Annotated in this window: 12 protein-coding genes and 1 CRISPR repeat array; of the genes, 5 read left to right on the top strand and 7 right to left on the bottom strand. The window is 41.6% G+C overall.

The genetic code is table 11. From position 1 onward, the window contains the following. Positions 1 to 673 precede the first annotated feature (673 nt). Together aroF and B4U84_RS32065 are read left to right on the top strand one after the other, a co-directional pair. Positions 674 to 1,549 carry a 3-deoxy-7-phosphoheptulonate synthase gene (gene aroF, locus B4U84_RS02675; RefSeq protein WP_131118679.1) on the top strand — a complete coding sequence of 292 codons (876 nt, stop codon included), beginning with the start codon at positions 674 to 676 and terminating at the stop codon, positions 1,547 to 1,549. 311 nt (positions 1,550 to 1,860) lie between these two features. Then, positions 1,861 to 3,222: an SUMF1/EgtB/PvdO family nonheme iron enzyme gene (locus tag B4U84_RS32065; protein WP_131115389.1), complete on the top strand. Its 1,362-nt coding sequence runs from the start codon at positions 1,861 to 1,863 to the stop codon at positions 3,220 to 3,222. Positions 3,223 to 3,701: 479 nt separating this feature from the next. Here the strand turns inward: B4U84_RS32065 and ahcY are convergent, their stop codons facing one another. Next, positions 3,702 to 4,979 carry an adenosylhomocysteinase gene (gene ahcY / locus B4U84_RS02665; protein ID WP_017311784.1) on the bottom strand — a complete coding sequence of 426 codons (1,278 nt, stop codon included), beginning with the start codon at positions 4,977 to 4,979 and terminating at the stop codon, positions 3,702 to 3,704. Between the two features lie 391 nt (positions 4,980 to 5,370). On the opposite strand from ahcY, the gene B4U84_RS02660 reads away from it, so the two are divergent. Next, complete coding sequence (locus tag B4U84_RS02660; RefSeq protein ID WP_510650795.1) at positions 5,371 to 7,023, top strand: DUF8459 domain-containing protein; 1,653 nt, start codon at positions 5,371 to 5,373, stop codon at positions 7,021 to 7,023. Between the two features lie 264 nt (positions 7,024 to 7,287). After that, entirely contained in the window at positions 7,288 to 7,551 is a 264-nt protein-coding gene (locus B4U84_RS02655; protein ID WP_017311781.1) for a hypothetical protein, read from the top strand. 792 nt (positions 7,552 to 8,343) lie between these two features. Beyond that, a CRISPR array of direct repeats spans positions 8,344 to 8,669; the repeat unit is 37 nt; unit sequence GTTGCAACTCACACAAATCCCTATTAGGGATTGAAAC. A 490-nt stretch (positions 8,670 to 9,159) separates the two neighbouring features. On the opposite strand, the gene argJ is transcribed toward B4U84_RS02655, so the two are convergent. From argJ to B4U84_RS02635, 3 genes are all read right to left on the bottom strand, one after another. Further along, entirely contained in the window at positions 9,160 to 10,401 is a 1,242-nt protein-coding gene (gene argJ, locus B4U84_RS02650) for a bifunctional ornithine acetyltransferase/N-acetylglutamate synthase (RefSeq protein WP_044453067.1), read from the bottom strand. Positions 10,402 to 11,373: 972 nt separating this feature from the next. Further along, positions 11,374 to 12,849 (bottom strand): Asp-tRNA(Asn)/Glu-tRNA(Gln) amidotransferase subunit GatB, encoded by a 1,476-nt coding sequence (gatB, locus tag B4U84_RS02640; RefSeq protein WP_131115385.1) that lies wholly within the window; start codon positions 12,847 to 12,849, stop codon positions 11,374 to 11,376. 221 nt (positions 12,850 to 13,070) lie between these two features. Further along, on the bottom strand, positions 13,071 to 14,435 hold the full coding sequence (locus tag B4U84_RS02635) for a serine hydrolase domain-containing protein (RefSeq protein ID WP_131115383.1): 1,365 nt from the start codon (positions 14,433 to 14,435) through the stop codon (positions 13,071 to 13,073). 281 nt (positions 14,436 to 14,716) lie between these two features. On the opposite strand from B4U84_RS02635, the gene B4U84_RS02630 reads away from it, so the two are divergent. Next, the coding region (locus B4U84_RS02630) for a hypothetical protein (RefSeq protein WP_510650794.1) at positions 14,717 to 14,977 on the top strand (261 nt) is incomplete at its 5' end. A 29-nt stretch (positions 14,978 to 15,006) separates the two neighbouring features. Here the strand turns inward: B4U84_RS02630 and ada are convergent. The 3 genes from ada to B4U84_RS02615 form a co-directional block, all read right to left on the bottom strand. Further along, a complete protein-coding gene (ada, locus tag B4U84_RS02625; protein WP_131115379.1) occupies positions 15,007 to 16,125 on the bottom strand; it encodes a bifunctional DNA-binding transcriptional regulator/O6-methylguanine-DNA methyltransferase Ada in 1,119 nt (372 codons plus the stop codon). Positions 16,126 to 16,221: 96 nt separating this feature from the next. Then, entirely contained in the window at positions 16,222 to 16,851 is a 630-nt protein-coding gene (locus B4U84_RS02620) for a DNA-3-methyladenine glycosylase family protein (RefSeq protein ID WP_131115377.1), read from the bottom strand. 181 nt (positions 16,852 to 17,032) lie between these two features. Beyond that, positions 17,033 to 18,127, bottom strand: coding sequence for a phosphotransacetylase family protein (locus tag B4U84_RS02615; RefSeq protein ID WP_017311774.1), 1,095 nt, complete (start codon positions 18,125 to 18,127; stop codon positions 17,033 to 17,035). Between the last annotated feature and the right edge of the window lie 394 nt (positions 18,128 to 18,521).

Below are 18,521 nucleotides of genomic sequence, written 5' to 3'. Positions count from 1 at the left end.
GTTGTGGGGTCTTCTACTTTATTCTCTACATTTGACTTACGTACCTAAAAAAATAGATATTATATACTTCTTTATTCTCACTCTTACTCTCGATATTTGCATTTTCTTATCCTTCTTAACTTTCTTGGAAAAGCTCTTGACTATAATCAAATCGTCTGTTATGTTCTTGGATATAGGCTTAGATTAATTTTTTCAAGAAAGCACCTCGCGTTATGTTTAGCAGTAACTTCTACTTTTTTTATTGGTTTAGGGCGGTTCACCGGGAGTGAATTCAGTTTCCTAATGGAAACCGCCCGGTGAACCGCAGAGCGAACTCTGCGGTTTTTGTTTTTTTAAGGAGAATCCCATCGTCATGATTTACTTCGGTAGCTGGTTTTACTTTTATTTTTGGCCCAGAATAAGTTCCGGGTAAAGTGTCATGTCGATGAAACGTCAGCACCCGGAACTTAACCAAGGTTCCGGGTTTTTTGTTTTCTGTGGTTTGTTGTTTAGAACAACCACCAACTACCAATACTGCTCGGATAAGACAAATCGCTTGACATTTAAATCATGTAGAGACGCGATATATCGCGTCTGGTACATATTCAAAATTATGACGAAAAATCCTATCCCTTGCAGTATTGCACCAACTACTAACTACCATCATGATTCTATTTTTCAGGAGAATAACAAAATGATCAATGCCAAATTAGCAGCCAAACCCCATCCCCTGCACCAAACAATTGTGAAAATTTCCGAAACAGTTGCTTTTGGAGGTCAGGAAGTAGTAGTGATTGGGGGACCTTGCACGGTTGAAAGTATCGAACAAATGGAGGTTGTCGCCCATAAGCTATCTACTACATCTGTACAAGCATTGCGTGGCGGTGTCTACAAACCCCGCACTTCTCCCTATGCTTTTCAGGGAATGGGAGAAGAGGGATTAAAAGTTCTAGCAGAAGTGCGATCGCGTTACAATCTTCCTGTTGTCACCGAAGTCATGTCAATTTCTCAAATCGAAGTCGTCGCCACCCACGCTGATATGCTACAAGTAGGTAGCCGCAATATGCAAAACTTCGATTTACTCAAAGCTTTAGGAAAAGCAGGTAAACCCATTCTCCTCAAACGTGGTTTAGCAGCAACAATTGAAGAATTTGTCATGGCAGCCGAATATATTTTAAGCCATGGCAACCCAGATGTTGTGTTGTGTGAACGCGGTATCCGCAGTTTCGATAACTATACTCGCAACGTTTTGGATTTAGGAGCAGTCGCAGCACTCAAGCAAATTACCCACTTACCCGTGATTGTAGATCCTTCCCATGCAGTCGGTAAGCGGGAATTAGTAGCACCCGTCGCCAGAGCTGCTATTGCTTGTGGTGCAGATGGTTTAATTATTGAATGTCACCCAGAACCAGAAAAATCTGTTTCCGACGCCCGTCAAGCTTTGTCTTTAGAAGATATGGCTGATTTAGTTGAAAGTTTAAAGCCAGTAGCAGCAGCAGTTGGCAGAAAAATATCTGAAGAATTGGGGGTAGGTTTAGAACCTACCCCTCTTTGTTTATCTGCGGCTTAGATTCAACTAATTTTGATTCAAATCCCCGACTTCTTTGAGGATACAGCTGGCGAATGGTGGGTTTGACCCCTCGTTCGTCTACAAATTGGTTGTAGAGACGCGCCATGGCGCGTCTCTACATCTGGTGGAATGACGAAAAATCGTTCATGAGGGATGTCACCCCTGATTCGCCAGCTGTATCCTTTGAGAAGTCGGGGATCTGGGATTCCGTATTTTCTCACAACTCAATTAGGATTGCTATATTTCTCAAGGTTTGCAAGAAATCCGGGTTAAACTTTTTATCATAATATACGTACTGAACAGTCGTAATTATGAGTTATGAACATGACATATTTATAAGTCACGCAAGTGAAGATAAAGATTTTGTCAGACCACTAGCTAAAGAATTGCAAAACAAAGGATATCGTGTTTGGTATGATGAATTTTCTTTGACAGTAGGAGACAACTTAAGTGAGTCAATTAATAAAGGACTCTCAGAATCCAGGTTTGGAATAATTGTCATCAGCCCTAATTTCATTAGCAAGCCATGGCCAAAGTCTGAGTTAGAAGGGCTTGTGCAGAAGGAAATAAAGTTTGGAAAAGTAATACTGCCAATTTGGCATAATGTTTCATATCAGAAAGTTTTTGACTTTTCTCCGATTATTGCTGGCAAACTTGCATCCAATACTTCCAAAGGACTTGATAAAGTTGTTGATGATATTATTGCAGCACTTATAAAAGCAGGCGTAAACAGTAATTATATAAATAAACCAAAAGAAAATTCTTCCTTAAAATTGCAAACATTTGATTTCCAAACAGTGAAATTATCTGTAGAAAGGGATTCTTCTGGAAAATCTATAATTAAAAGTAATTTTTACAACAATCAAGCTAATTATTTTGTAGAGGATTTGGGGTTTGGTGTCAAGCTAGAGATGGTTGAAATTCCTGGTGATACATTTTTGATGGGCGCTTATGCTAATGAGGAAGAAAGTAGAGATTCTGAACGCCCCGTACATCACGTAACAGTCCCAACCTTCTTTATGGGGAAATATACCATCACTCAAGAACAATGGCATAGAGTTGTCAATTCTTGTCCTCCGGTCAATAGAGAGTTAAAACTAAGACCGTCTTACTTCAAGGGTAATGATCGTCTTCCTGTAGAGAAGATTTCTTGGTACGATGCGGTAGAATTTTGTGCTAGACTTTCCCAAAAAACAAGTCGTAATTATCGACTACCCAGCGAAGCAGAATGGGAATATGCATGTCGTGCAGGTACGACGACTCCTTTTTACTTTGGCGATACAATCACAGATCAGGTAGCAAATTATAATGCTACCTATGTTTACGGTGATGGAATCGAGGGAAATTATAGAAGGCAAACAACGCCAGTAGGAAGTTTTCCGCCCAATTATTTTGGACTTTACGATATGCACGGAAACCTATGGGAATGGTGTCTCGACGATTGGCATGATAACTATAAAAGTGCGCCTACAGATGGTACTCCTTGGTTTGATAATAATGATGATCTTTTTCAAAAACGAATAAATGCCGTACTGCGGGGCGGTTCTTGGATCGACCTTCCTAAGTACTGCCGTTCCGCGTCCCGCTACTACGACCTTAGGGCGGAGCGCGACTACATCTTCTACAATATTGGTTTTCGTGTTGTCTGTGCTGTCGGGAAGTCTCTTCAGTAGCCCTTTATGCTTTATTTCTCTTGCCCTTTACACTTGTTTTTTTCTCTTTTCCGCCGTCAGGCGGATCGAATTTTTTGAGAAAATATTAAGATTGGTGAAATAAAATGAAATAATTGTTGGTAACCTAGAAGACTTATGATTGTATTTAATGGTACGTTCTAATTATTCAAATATTGCCGAAAATCCATAAAGTTATCTGGCGAAATATTGGTTGATCAAGCCAGAATCAACCACCAACCACCCAATACGGTTCAGTTAAGAATATTCTCGTCACAATTTGGGTATGTAGAGACGTGCCATGGCACGTCTCTGGTGGGTTTAAATGTTAATCGATTTGTCTTATCCAAATCGTATTGACCAACAACCAACAAATAAAAAAAAGGGATAGGCGGAGCGCCTACCCCAAGGCAATAGCCTTAGAAAACCTAGCTATAGCTTAAGCCTTTCTTTAGTGGCTTTTGGTAAATTCTCGGTAAAGATTAGGTTCCAGAAGTCCAAGAATTGATGTACTCGATTTGTTCAGGTGTGAGGGTATCTATTTTTATTCCCATGGCCTGTAATTTTAACCGGGCAATTTCTTGGTCTACTTCGGTAGGAATGGAGTGGATACCGGGTTCTAGGTTGCCTTGATTCTTCACGAGGTATTCGCAACCTAGAGCTTGGTTAGCAAAACTCATATCCATAACCGCGCTGGGGTGTCCTTCAGCAGCGGCGAGGTTAATCAAGCGTCCTTGACCCAAAACTACAACTGACTTGCCGTTTTGTAAACGATATTCTTCGGTGAAAGGGCGGACTGTCTTGACTTCTTTAGCTTTTGCGCCCAAGGCTTTCAGGTCAATTTCAATATCAAAGTGACCAGAATTACAAACGATCGCACCATCTTTCATCACGTCAAAATGTTCGCCGCGAATCACGTGCTTGTTACCAGTCACGGTAATAAACAAGTCGCCTTGGGGTGCAGCTTCTGCCATTGGCAGAACGCGGAAACCATCCATGATGGCTTCGATCGCTCTAATCGGATCAATTTCAGTAACAATTACGTTCGCACCAAGTCCACGGGCGCGCAGGGCTGTACCTTTACCACACCAGCCATAACCAACAACAACAATGGTTTTACCAGCTAGTAGGACGTTTGTAGCGCGGATGATCCCATCTAGGGTTGATTGTCCAGTACCATAGCGGTTGTCAAAGAAGTGCTTGGTGTCGGCGTCGTTGACATTCACAGCAGGGAAACTGAGAACGCCATCTCTAAACATGGCACGCAACCGCACAATTCCGGTAGTGGTTTCTTCTGTAGTACCAATAATGTCTGCCAGTTGTTCTTGGCGTTCTTGTACCAAGGTGGCAACCACATCACAACCATCATCAATAATAATATTCGGACGGTGGTCTAAAGCAATTTGGACGTGGCGGTTATAAGTTTCGTTATCTTCGCCCTTAATCGCGAAGACAGGAATTTCGTAATCGGTGACGAGACAAGCAGCTACGTCATCTTGGGTGGAGAGGGGATTGCTGGCAATTAATACAGCATCTGCACCACCAGCTTTGAGAGCAATAGCCAGATTTGCTGTTTCAGTTGTGACATGGCAGCAAGCTACAAGGCGAATACCTGCAAAAGGTTTTTCTTGAGCAAAGCGATCGCGAATCTGCCGTAAAACTGGCATTTCACGTCCTGCCCATTCAATGCGCTGTCTTCCCAAGGGAGCGAGGCCGAGGTCCTTAACCTCGTGCTTTAATCGGGGAGATGTTGCGGTCATCAAATAGTTCCTCTATACAAACTAATAAGGTGACGTAAATTCTTACGTACTCTACTAGAGTATTCCAAGAAAGGCAAATTCAACCAGTATTTTTGTGAAAATGGGGGTTGGGGATTGGGGATCGGGGATCGGGGATTGGGGAATCAATCCAAAATCTAAAATCCAAAATCCAAAATTGCCTAACAGTGTTGAGTTTAGGTAGAACAAAAATAAATTTGAAAAAATAATAAAATTCTCATAAAGTAAATAGGGGTAAATACTCAACCCGTAGACAGGTATAATTACTGAAAGTGATGTGCCAGTATGGATAAAATCAGTAATCAGTTATCAAATTAAATTACTTACTGATAACTGTTCACTGATAACTGTTCACTGAAAAAGGAGGTATCCATTGCGCTCTCGATTTGTAGCGATCGCTTTCTCTTCAATAGTCGTCACTGTTGGAGTAATGCCACAAGCTACAGCGCAGATTCCTTTTATACCGAACCTGCAACCGCCGAATCTGCGGAGTAGTGACTCCGACAACAGAACAGTTACAGGTTGGGTTTATTTGGATGGTAGGCGTTTATTTCAGATCACCGCACCAAGGGCGAATATTACGGAGCGTCTAGAGAATATCCAGCAAAATCTCGATCAAATTAGCCAAAACTACTTTCAAAATCCTGACGCCAATTTGGATGTGCAGGTTAAGACCGAAAACGGATTGCCAGTAATTTATGTCAACAACCGACAGTTATTGACCATTACTGACCAAGATGCCAGACTGCGACAGGTAGATGCTTTAACACTAGCAAGGCAAATCTCGGAAAGTTTACAAGAACAATTAGAACAAGCAAGACAAGAGCGAGAACCAGAGTTTTTAGTCCGTCAGGGTGCAATTGCTGTTGGATGTGGACTTACTATCCTTGCCATTAGTTGGGGACTGACTCAGTGGAAAAACCGCTCACAAAGGCTTTCAATCCAACAACAGCTAGCTTCTGCTACCGCTTCACCAACAGCTAAACCGATTACACTGCAATTAAATAAACAGCAGCAAACTCATATCCAAGAAGTCCAGAAACGACTGCATCAGATCGCCCAAGTAGGGATTTGGGGAGGTGGAGGTTTGTTTGTCCTGGGCTTATTTCCCTACACGCGATCGCTCCAGTTAGGAATTTTTTTGGGTTTGCAAATTCCTGTCAAACTAGGTGCTGTAGCAATTGGCACTTATGTAGCAGTGCGTCTGAGCTATGTCCTCATAGATCGTTTCACTTCTGCCCTTGTCAGTAGCAGCGCTTTACTAACTCCAGAAACTTCTGAACGTCTCCAACTACGAGTTTCTACGATTTCTGGTGTCACAAAAAGTATCGTCACCATTGTTTGGTTAGGTGTAGGTATTCTATTTGCCCTGGTGTCCTTAGGTATAGATGTCGTTCCTTTGCTAGCAGGTGCAGGTTTAGTTGGTGTGGCCGTATCTCTGGCTTCCCAAAACTTGATCAAAGATGCAATTAACGGCTTTTTGATCATCCTAGAAGACCAGTACGCTTTAGGCGATGTGATTTCTGTGGGAACTGTGGGAGGTTTAGTAGAAAATCTCAATCTGCGGATGACCCAAGTTCGAGATGCAGAAGGGCGCTTAATTACTATTCCCAACAGTGAAATTAAAATTGTCGCCAATCTTTCTAGTCGTTGGTCACGCGCTGATTTAACAATTCCAGTTGACTACCAAACTGACATTGACAAAGCCTTGAATTTAATCAAAAAAGTTGCTTTAGACATGGATAACGATCCAGAATGGCAACACAAAATAGTCGAAACACCCCAAGTTTTGGGAATCGATAACTTTGGCGATCGCGGTTTATTAATTCGTGTCTGGATCAAAACTCAACCACTCAAACAATGGGATGTCGCGCGAGAATTTCGCCGTCGTCTCAAAATAGCCTTCGATCATGCTGGAATCTCTATTCCCGTCCCCCAACAAGCCATCTGGGTAAATGATGGTCAAATGTTAGTTAGTTCAGAGTCCAGGATCAAGGAGCAACACTCAACAGTCAATGGTCATTAGACCTTTTGCACGAATGCAAAAGGTCTAATATTTCCTCTTTGTGTCTTTGTGGTGAAAAAAGAATTATTGAAACACCAAGACACTAAGACACCAAGAAATTTTCATTTACCTTCCTCTTTTAGTACAAATATACTATAATAAAAGAGGATTCACGATGTGAAATGTGGAAAGGACAAAGGAGGAAGGACATTATCTCTTTACCTTTTCCCTTTCACGTTTTCTCAGACTAGACAGACTTTTGGAGATGGATCAAGGTTTGCCACTATGATTAAGCACTATATCCTCAGCCTCAATCCAACTGCTAAACATGACTGGGATCGGTGTATTCTACGCGATCCACTCACAGCCAAACGTCCTGATCTTGCCAAACTAGTGACTGAAGCTGTTGGTGCTGACACCGGTAGCTATTTGGTAAGTGTGAATATCGAAGTCAAAATTTTAGAACAAGCAGCTGTACCTTACGCCGAACAATTATCTTTGAATGTTACCGATGTCAACGAAAAGGCACAATTAAGAGACGCGGCATAGTAATAATTGAAACGCGCAAAGTTTTTTCGTAGTCAGCGACTTTAGCCTTGATGCATAATTTTACGAGGATTTATAACCTCATAAAATTATGCATTTGATTCACTAAAACTTTTGGTAGGTAGTCAAGACTGTAGTCTTCAACTAACTAATATTGGTTATTGTAATCTGTTTTTTAATCACAGAAAATATTTTAATTTTATCCCAACATTGATAGTTTTTTCCTTACCTGCCACTGCCACGCCCATCACTATCGGTGTTAGTAATATGCTGCCCAAAAGCTTGAAATTTCATAAGATGCTCCCTAATAATCTATCTAATTCCATCTACCAAAAATAGCGTGAATAACAGGATCAGTTCGCTAGCATTTGGCATTTTGGCAGAAAACAAACTTATAGGCTTTTTTTAGCGATATATTAACTATTATCCCAATACACTAATTTTGATAGGTTTGTAGTAGGGGTTTTAGCCCTTATTTAATTGATTGAAAATCAGTGTGGGGGTATAGAGATTTTCCCCTGACCATGAACTCTTTTAGCCTATGATTGCGCCAACCTGTAGGTGTTTGAAACCAAGACTCGAACTTTACGCCTGAAAGCTTTGCCTGTTCTAGATTTGAGCCACTCAAAACAAAAAAGAGGTTCGCGCAATGTCTGAAACTCCTGCTAAGAAAGCTTTTGAAGCGATTTTTTCCGAACCACTGTTGACAGTGCGATCGCTCAAACGCTATATTTACTCCAGGTCTGCACCACTGAACCTTGAAAACCAAATACAGCAAGGCTTCCAAATTGAGCAGTTGCAACTCACACAAATCCCTATTAGGGATTGAAACATAGCGATCGCACCAGATGCGGGAGATGTCACCAAAGTTGCAACTCACACAAATCCCTATTAGGGATTGAAACGAAATCCATTGTGGATTCTATTACATACTGCTGAAGTTGCAACTCACACAAATCCCTATTAGGGATTGAAACTTCTACGACATTTACCCAGATTTCTAATTTCATGTTGCAACTCACACAAATCCCTATTAGGGATTGAAACGCATCGTCAATCACGTCTATCAATTTAGTGCGCGTTCGTTGCAACTCACACAAATCCCTATTAGGGATTGAAACGTGACTCCCGACGGCGATCGCTTCGGAATTATTCATGGTTGCAACTCACACAAATCCCTACACTGCTCAGATAAGACAAATCAATTGACATTTAAATCCTGTAGAGACGCGATATATCGCGTCTCTACAACCCCAAAAATATGACGAAAAATCCTATCCCTTGCAGTATTGACACAAATTGCTATTCAAGTTTTTGAGTCCTGAATCAAGTTTCTGAGTCCTGAATCAAGTTTCTGAGTCCTGAATCAAATTTTTGAGTCCTGAATCAAGTTTTTGAGTCCTGAATCAAGTTTCTTAGTCTTAAATTAGCTTCAGAAGTTATAAAACTGATTTTTAAGGCAAAAATCTAGCCTAAGTCTTGCAAATCTCTTATTATCATCAAATTTCGCTAGAATGCCTTCCAATACTGCTTAGAGAATATAAATCGATTGACATTTAAAATCTATAGAGACGTTGCACTGCAACGTCTCTACATGGCAAAATTCTCCTCTCAAGTCGTATATTCGGCGTTTATCTTCACGTAGTCATAACTTAAATCACAACCCCAAGCTTTACTGGAACCATGACCATTGCCTATACTTACAGAAATTAATACGGTATCTTCTTTGAGATAAGCACCCGCAGCAGCTTTTTGTAGATATTCACTTGCTGCTTTTCTGTCAAAAGCTAGGGGTTGACCATTTTCCATCATTAAAAAATTCCCTAACTGAATTCTGAGATTTTCTTGTTCAAAAGGTACGCCGGCACGTCCCGCAGCCGCCGCAATCCGTCCCCAGTTAGGATCGCGTCCAAAAATTGCAGATTTTACTAAAGAAGAACCAGCAATAGTTTTGGCAATTTGACGTGCAGTTTGTTCATCTTGTGCGCCACTGACTTGCACTTCCACCAAACAAGTTGCACCTTCGCCATCACGAGCGATCGCTTTGGCTAAATGCTGACATACTGCTGTTAACATCGCTTCTAATTTTTCAGCTTCCTGTCCCATTTCGGTAATGGCTGGGGTGCGGGATTCACCATTAGCAAGGGCGATTAAGCTATCGTTAGTACTAGTATCACCATCAACGGTAATCGAATTAAAACTTCTATCTGCTGCCCTACTTAACATTTGCTGCCAAAGATGAGGGGAAACGGCTGCATCACAGGTGACGAATGCTAGCAGAGTAGCCATATTCGGATGAATCATCCCGGAACCTTTGGCAATACCACCAATTCTGACTGGGCGATCGCTTATTGTTGTTTCTAGAGCAATGGATTTTGGTACTAAGTCTGTAGTAATGATCGCACCTGCGGCAGCATCGGAACCAGTTTCAGATAGTGCTGCTACTAATTGGGGAATTCCAGCTTTGAGTTTATCCATCGGTATACGCTGTCCAATTACCCCAGTCGAAGCCAGTAGAATTGAATCACTGCGGAGATTTAAGCCTTGAGCGATCGCCATCGCCGATTCTAGCGCATCCAACCAACCTTGCTCACCTGTAGCAGCATTTGCCTGTCCGGCGTTGCAGAGAATAGCACGGGCGTTATGCTTGGCTTGCAAATGTTGGCGGCAATAATCTACACATGCTGCTCTGACTTGAGAGGTTGTAAATACCCCAGCTGCGATCGCTTCTACGTCTGATACTATCAACGCCAAATCTGGCAATCCTGAAGGTTTCAATCCCGCCTTAATTCCAGATGCCCGAAATCCTCTCGGTGCAGTCACACCACCAGTAATCTCATGCCACTCTGCCATGATTTCCCCCTTGCAACTATTACTCGGCTGACTGGCGATTATACCAAGTATTAGTCCTCTGTTATTTGTCCTTTGTCATTTGTCCTTCGTCCAAAATCAATAAATCATGACCAATGACAGACGCGATTCATCAGGTCTCTATTGTACAGACGCGATTTATCAAATCTCTATTGTACAGACGCGATTTATCGCGTCTCTAAAGCAATGACAAAAAAAATAGAGAGCCACTTGGGCAGCTCTCCAGATCATCAGGGTGCATCTATATAACACAATATACCATTTCCAGGGTGTGGGGCAATACACCTTAATTAACTTCTTTTGTTTTTGGTTAGATAACTGTATGTAGCAAAGGTGATAAGAAAAAACTAGGAAAAATATTTTTTGTTGCTAGTTGCTTAATCATACTGCGATCGCAACAGATAAAAAAAAAGAGAGCCTTTTGGGCAGCTCTCCAGATCATCAGGGTGCATCTACATATCAGAGTATATCATTTTTGGGGTGTGGGGCAATACCCCTTATCTAGTTTTTTATCAAGGTTTCCTGAAAAATCTCCGTGAATGCACTATTGGGGAGAACAACAGTTAGTTTTGCCATTTTAATTCTTCAAAGATACGCAGTAAATAACCAGAGTAAAAATTCATCAAAGAAAAATTAAACAAAAAAAGAGAGAGCCACTTGGGTAGCTCTCCAGATCATCAGGGTGCATCTAACTAGCATAGTATAGCATTATTGGCATGAGGGGCAACACCCCTTTTTGGAAAAATTTTGGGATTGGGGAAAGGGGATCGGGGATCGGGGATTGGGGAAAGGGAAATAGGATGATAAGGCAAGGCAGACAAGGCAGGGAGGAGAAGGAGAAATTTGTTTTTTTGTCTCTCCCCTCTCCCCAATCCCTGATCCCCTTTCCCCGATCCCCAATCCCTGATCCCCTTTCCCCGTTCGCGTAGCGTCTCCTCTGGAGAATCCCCGATATTACCCATTCAACTTCTTCTCTACCAATTGGTTAGTGAGCTTGGGGTCGGCGCGTTTGTTGGTTTTTTTCAGGACTTGTCCGACGAAGAAGCCTTTGAGATTGACGTTACCATTGCGGTACTTCTCTAATTCTTTGGGATTTGCAGCAATCACTTCATCAATGATGGGTTCTAAGACGCTGGGGTCACTGATTAATTCTTGACCTGCAAAGGCTTTTTCTGGAGAAACACCACTGAGCAAATCGGGCAATTTTTCTTTAGCTTGGGCGTTGCTAATTTTACCCTTTTCAATTCGACTGATGACGTCGGCGAGATTGGGGGGAGTGAGGGCAATTTCGGTGATGCTAAGTTTATTTTTGTTGAGGTAAGCAGCGATATCTTGAGTAATCCAGTTAGCAGCAGCTTTGGGGTTAGCACCGAGAGCGATCGCACTTTCAAAATACTCAGCAGTAGCGCGTTCCTCAGTCAAAACTCGCGCATCGTAGGTTGAAAGACCCAACTCATCTTCGTAGCGATGGCGTTTTTGGGCGGGGAGTTCTGGTAATTCAGACCGCCATGTGAGTAATTGTTCGTCTGATACTTCAATTGGTGCTAAATCTGGTTCTGGGAAATAGCGATAATCGCTAGAACCTTCTTTAGTCCGCATACTAATTGTGCGTTGAGCGCCTTCTTCCCACAAACGGGTTTCTTGGATAATGCGTTCACCCGCTTCTACGGCTGCAATTTGGCGTTCGATTTCGTATTCAATCGCCTTTTGAATGGCGTTGAACGAGTTCATATTTTTAATTTCTACTTTCGTGCCAAATTTTTCTTGACCGACGGGACGCACAGAAATATTTACATCACAGCGCAGTGAACCTTCTTGCATATTGCCATCACTGACACCGAGATAACGCATGATCCGGCGTAACTCTTGAGCGTATTCCGCAGCTTCTTGTCCAGAACGTAAATCTGGTTCCGAGACAATTTCTACCAACGGCACACCAGCCCGGTTGTAGTCTACCAAAGAATAGGACGAACCAGACAGGCGATCGCTACCTGCATGTACTAATTTTCCTGCATCTTCTTCCATGTGCAGACGAGTAATCCCAATTTTTTTACGCACAGGATTACCATCTGCATCTACCAATTCAATTTCTAACCAACCGTGTTCGGCAATGGGTAGATCGTATTGAGAAATTTGATAATTTTTAGGAAGATCAGGATAAAAATATTGTTTGCGATCGAACTTGCTATATTCAGCAATTTGACAATTCAGCGCCAAACCCGCTTTGACAGCGTATTCTAGAACCTTTTCGTTGAGTACAGGCAATACACCAGGCAAACCCATACAAACGGGGTCAATATTAGTATTAGGATCAGCTCCGAATTCCGTGGAACTAGAAGAGAAAATTTTAGTTTTGGTACTCAGCTGACAATGGGTTTCTAGGCCAATAATCGCTTCATACTCTGTTTTTACAGTCGTAGCAGCAGTCATAAAAACACAAATTATGGTTAATGCTTGTTCAGGCTACTATTTTAGACTGGGATGGACTGTGCTTGAATACGGTTTTTCGGGAGAGCAAAGCGTACTATTGGTTCACCATATTAATTTTGATGGGTTCGTAGTGTAGACGGGGTAGCGGCTTCTAATACGCTGTAAGGCGTTCCCGTAGGGTAGGGTACGCTACCGCGCTCATTTGAGGACTAAAGTCCTCACTACAAACCACTACTAGTTTTCTCTTTTGTGGAACTACTCTCCGGTAAGGGTTTAGCTGTTTTCTTTGCCACTTCTGGTGGTTTTAAACGAATATGTAGCTCAACTCCTGCAACTGTTCCTTCTGTATTTTTTATAAATTGAAGCTTGGAAAAACTATTTGATTTGAAAATAAATTCGATTGGGGAAATTGCTATAAGTTCTTGGGGAGTAGAACTTTTTCCTTGGCAGAAAAGGGTATTTTGCTGGCAGGTAATAATGATTTCTAAAGCTTCGTTCAGTTGGTAGACACCAGTATACGTCGCAAGAATTTCTGAATTTACCTGAACTGCTTGTGGTTCTTGATATGGTTTTCCAATGGTGAGGGCGACTATTTTCACTATGAGTTGTTGGATAACTGAACCTTTACTTTCACTATTTGAGAGTACAGCTACAAAAATTTGGTCATCTGGTACGCGGATAGCGTGGGTGGAGAAACCGTTAATTGAACCACTATGTTCTACCAATCGATGTCCTTCATAATCAGAAATAAACCAACCATAACCGTAATTAGTCAATGAACCATCTATTAATTTATAGGTTGTAAATGCTTGCTGGAGTGTTTTCTGTGGGACTAATTTATTTGTGTAAAGTGCTGCATCCCAGATTGCTAAGTCATCCACATTTGCAGCTAAGGAACCCGCAGCATAGGGTTGTGTCATACTCAGATAGTTGGCATTGAGATAACCATTTGCTCCAGTTTGATAACCGCAAACACGCTGAGGAATAATACGTTGTGCCACATCATAGTAGGAATGCTTCATTCCCAGCACATCAAATATATGCTGCTGAATAAATTCCCCATAAGTCAGCCCCGATATTTTTTCGATAATCGCGCCCAGTAAAATATATCCTGAATTGTTATAAATCCATTGCTTTCCCGGTGCAAACTGCATGGGCTGATATTTGAAAAAATCAATTAATTCACTGACGGTGAAATCTTTTGTTTGTAAAGACCACCACTCAGGTATAGTGGTATAGCTCTTGATCCCAGAAGTGTGAGTCAATAAATGTTCTATTGTAATTAAGTGGTCGTGAGTAGGATAATCGGGCAAAAACTTAGTAATTGAGTCGTCAAGGGCGAGCTTACCTTGCTCTAGTAGAATTAAAATAGCCACTGCTGTGAACTGTTTGGTGATTGAGCCGAGGCGGAAAACCATGTCTGGCTGAATCTGCACACCAAGTTCCAGGTTTGCCATTCCATAGCCTTTGCGATAGATAACTTCGCCAGCTTGAGTAACAATGACTGCTACTCCAGGTTCATCTTGAGTGAAAGCTGATTTTACAAGATCATCTATAACTACTGAGAGGTCGTGACTGGTTGGCATTGACGACTCCTAGTTGAGTATTGTTATGAAGACTCGTAACTTAAACTCTTTTGGGTTAAATTGCTTGATTATGGGTAAAGCTAAAGCTTATGCGATCGCCCAACAAATCGCAATGTAAGCCCATACATTAACAATGCAAGCTGATACATTAACAATGCAAGCCCATACATTAACAATGCAAGCCCATACATTAACAATGCAAGCCAATACATTAATAATGCAAGCCAATACATTAATAATGCAAGCTGATACAAAATTCCTATTAGATTTTTGTTAGCGTNAATTGCTTGATTTTAGGGTTAGATTTCTACGATACGGGGTTGAGTATAGTTATGAAGACTCGTAACTTAAACTCTTTTGGGTTAAATAGATTAACAATGCAAGCCCATACATTAACAATGCAAGCCCATACATTAACAATGCAAGCCCATACATTAACAATGCAAGCTGATACATTAACAATGCAAGCCAATACATTAATAATGCAAGCCAATACATTAATAATGCAAGCTGATACAAAATTCCTATTAGATTTTTGTTAGCGTAGCCTGCGTTTAAAAAACTCAGTATTCTACTCCCCGTTCCCTGTTCCCCCTTCCCTCTTCCTTGTAGTCCCTGCTTCTTGTGCTAACAAAAATTGTTTGCGTTCAATACCCCAGCGATAACCACCCAAGCTACCATCAGAACGGATAACGCGATGACAAGGGATAATTAAAGATACGGGATTTGTCGCACAAGCACGCGCCACAGCCCTAACAGCACTTGGTTGACCAATAGATTGAGCAACTTCACTATATGTTTGTGTGCTACCACTGGGAATTTGACGTAAAGCTTGCCAAACTTTAGCTTGAAAAGCTGTAGCTTGAATATCAAGGGGTAATTCTGAGAGATGGGAACTCGGTTGTTCACCATTGAGGTATTGTAACAGAGCGTAGAAGCTCTGCTTCTTGTCGTCAGACATCGCCCATTTGCTCAAGTTATCTTCATTTAGTTCACAACGATAAATATTAGCCGCCGGAAATTCTTTGAGCAAAGCAGTTTCTAATTCTCTATCAGAATCACCCAGACTCACCATGCAAATTCCATATTCAGTACCAGCTACTAGCAAGTAGCCCAAAGCAGAATCTAGAATTATGTAGTTGATTACCATACCATCTCCGCCACGTTTGTACGTAGCAGGAGTCATACCAAATTGTGTTTTTGCACACTCATAAAGACAACTACTTGAGCCATAGCCTGCATTGTAAATGCTATCAGTGACACTGCTTGTAGTTTTAAGTTCTGTTTTTAAAATTTGCATTCGTTGTGCTTGTATATACTGCTTAGGTGTCACACCCATGACTCGCTTAAACATTCGCTGCAAGTGAAAAGGACTAACATTAACCTGGGCGCTGAGTGTTGCTAAAGTTAGTGAATCTGTCGGTTTGGCTTCGATAATAGCGCACACACGCCGCACTATTTCTGTTTGCGGGTCTATTGGGTTTTGCGGTTCACAGCGCCGACACGGACGAAAACCCTCATCTTCAGCTATTTGGGACGAAGCAAAGAAAACAACTTGCTCTCTTCGTGGCTTGCGTGCAGCACACGATGGACGGCAATATATACCAGTAGAGCGCACTGCATACACAAATATATTATCAAAGCGAATATCTCTGTTTAATACAGCTTGCCAAAAGTCTGCTTCACTCATGGATTTATTGCAATTTCAAATGGAGAATTGGTATAACTCACCCACGCTCCCAATCATAAACAAAGCAAACAAGTTGAATCTATCTGAATCTTGCGGTCAAACTTTGCGATTAAGATAATAATGCCACAACAACCGCGTCGCTACTGCTCTCCAAGGACGCCAATTTTCAGCAATAATTTCGATTTCTTGTGGTGTGGGTCGTTGTGCTAATTTCTTCACTTTTTGGATTGCTAGTATTAACCCTAAATCTCCCTTTGGTAAAGCATCTGGTCGCCGTAGTGCCATTAATAAATATATATCTACTGTCCAATCTCCAATTCCTTTAAGTTGTTTGAGGACACTACGAACATCCTCATCACTCATTGTGTTGAGAATATCTAAATCAAGTTGTCCAGTAAGAATTGATTCTGCCAATAAGCGTCCATAGATAGCTTTCTGGCGACTAAATCCAATAGTTTTTAATTCTGTATGATCAAGTTGAAAAAACTTTTCAGGAGTAATTGGTGAAATTTTTGCTTGCAATCTTTCAAAAACTGCTTTGGCTGAAGCTAGAGAAACTTGTTGTTCGAGAATGATTTGAATTAGAGTTGCAAAACCTGGTTCTCGTAACCAAAGTGGCGGTAAACCAAAAGTATTGAGAATGTAGTCAAGGTCTGGATCATTTGCGGCGAGTAGATTTAATGCGTGAGTAAAATTATCCTCACTTAGGGTTTCTAAATAATTCATTATTCACGTCTGAGATAAGTAAGTCGGTGGAAATGAAACACCTATCAATATAGATATAGCAATCCTATATGCTTTGTAAGCATCGCAAAGCGCAGATCCCCGACTTCTGTTGAGAAGTCGGGGATCTTGTGTCTCACGAATGATTTAAAAACACTATAATCTTCCAGAGAAAGAGTATAGTTTATGGTAAGGCTGCTGCTGGACTTAAATCCAGGAGACTGAGCAAACGAGCAATATCGAAATGTTCAGCCATAAGATTACGAATACAGTGAACTTTAATCGGTTCGTGGACACGTACTTGACCAAAAGTTCGATCAATAATTTCCACAGTAGTTAGGGTATCCAAATCTACTGATAGAATGGGGATTTCTAATTCTTCGGCGCGGGTGAGAATAAAATGAGGTGGTGGTAGTTGTCCAGTCAGAATCAAACATTGGGTAGAAGTTTCCAATGCTGCTTGCTGAATTTCAACGCGATCGCCTCCTGTAACAACCGCCATATTCCGACGTTTGCGGAAATACTTAACGGCGGCGTTTACATTCATAGCCCCAATCGCTAAACTTTCCACCATTAAATCTAAGCGATCGCTGCGGCAAAGAACTTCTGCATTTAATTGATGTACTAGTTCCCGGACACTGACACTACGTAACAAATCGTTTTTAGGCAAAATTCCCAACACAGCTACATCCTGCTGTTCCAAAAATGGACGGATAGTACTATCCAGCGCTGGTATTTGTTGTGCAGGAACATCGTTAATCAAGACACCAATTAGGCGTTTTCCTAATCGCTTTTTAGCAGACAATAAAGACTCAACTGAAAGCAGCGATTGATAGCGGCTAACTAACACCACAGCAGCATCAATAATTTCAGCTACTTGTGGTAAAGACAAGTTAAATAAACTACCTTCTTCCAAATTACCTGGTCCTTCTAGCAAAACCAAATTACCAGCTGACATTGGTAGATATTGTTGTGCTAAAGATTGACGATAATCGGTTTTGTCTTCCCCGCGTAGACGTTTTTGAATTGTGGCTTCATTTAAAGCCAGTATGGATGGTACGATGCGGTTTTCAGGGAGATTGAGACTAGCCGCAATAAATTGGACATCATCCTCAACCATGCTACCAGCAGACTCACTCAAACAGGTGCCTATTGGTTTGCCATAGGCAATATCTAATCCTTTTTGCTGTAGCAGATGAGACAAACCGATAATAGTTGCAGATTTGCCACAGTAAGCCTCCGTCGAACCAATTAGCAAATGTTTAGCAGATTTTGGCACACACGTACTCCTAAATTCAAAAGTCGGCACAACCTTTGCTTGGTGTTTCCTCATTTTAGGACTAACCAATGCGATCGCGTTGTTGCAAGAGAAGAGATTGAAGGATTCGGGATCAAAAGGGAGTGTGGGAAGTGTGGGAAGTGTGGGAAGTGTGGGGAGGGAGGACAAGGAAGACAAGGGAGACAAGGGAGGACAAGGGAGAATTTATTCCAATGCCCGATGCCCAATGCCCAATGCCCAATGCCCAATACCCAATGCCCAATGCCCAATGCCCAGCAAAGCCCGCACTTAGCGCGGGCCAGAGCAAAGAAAATTAAAATTAGTTGAGTTTTATATTAGAGGTCGCCACCGCGAAAAGCTAGTACAAAANCAATGCTCAATGCCCAATGCCCAA

Origin of the sequence: Westiellopsis prolifica IICB1 (genome assembly GCF_004323185.1) — a bacterium.
In the GTDB taxonomy this organism is placed as follows: Bacteria; Cyanobacteriota; Cyanobacteriia; order Cyanobacteriales; family Nostocaceae; genus Pelatocladus; species Pelatocladus prolificus_A.
Note: the sequence above shows the minus strand (reverse complement) of the source record. Positions and strands in the feature narration are given on the sequence as shown.

Excerpts from the sequence above, each read along its gene's own strand:
- aroF (WP_131118679.1), top strand. The coding sequence starts at position 674 with ATGATCAATGCCAAATTAGCAGCCAAACCCCATCCCCTGCACCAAACA.
- B4U84_RS32065 (WP_131115389.1), top strand. The coding sequence starts at position 1,861 with ATGAGTTATGAACATGACATATTTATAAGTCACGCAAGTGAAGATAAA.
- ahcY (WP_017311784.1), bottom strand. The coding sequence starts at position 4,979 with ATGACCGCAACATCTCCCCGATTAAAGCACGAGGTTAAGGACCTCGGC.
- B4U84_RS02655 (WP_017311781.1), top strand. The coding sequence starts at position 7,288 with ATGATTAAGCACTATATCCTCAGCCTCAATCCAACTGCTAAACATGAC.
- argJ (WP_044453067.1), bottom strand. The coding sequence starts at position 10,401 with ATGGCAGAGTGGCATGAGATTACTGGTGGTGTGACTGCACCGAGAGGA.
- gatB (WP_131115385.1), bottom strand. The coding sequence starts at position 12,849 with ATGACTGCTGCTACGACTGTAAAAACAGAGTATGAAGCGATTATTGGC.
- B4U84_RS02635 (WP_131115383.1), bottom strand. The coding sequence starts at position 14,435 with ATGCCAACCAGTCACGACCTCTCAGTAGTTATAGATGATCTTGTAAAA.
- ada (WP_131115379.1), bottom strand. The coding sequence starts at position 16,125 with ATGAGTGAAGCAGACTTTTGGCAAGCTGTATTAAACAGAGATATTCGC.
- B4U84_RS02620 (WP_131115377.1), bottom strand. The coding sequence starts at position 16,851 with ATGAATTATTTAGAAACCCTAAGTGAGGATAATTTTACTCACGCATTA.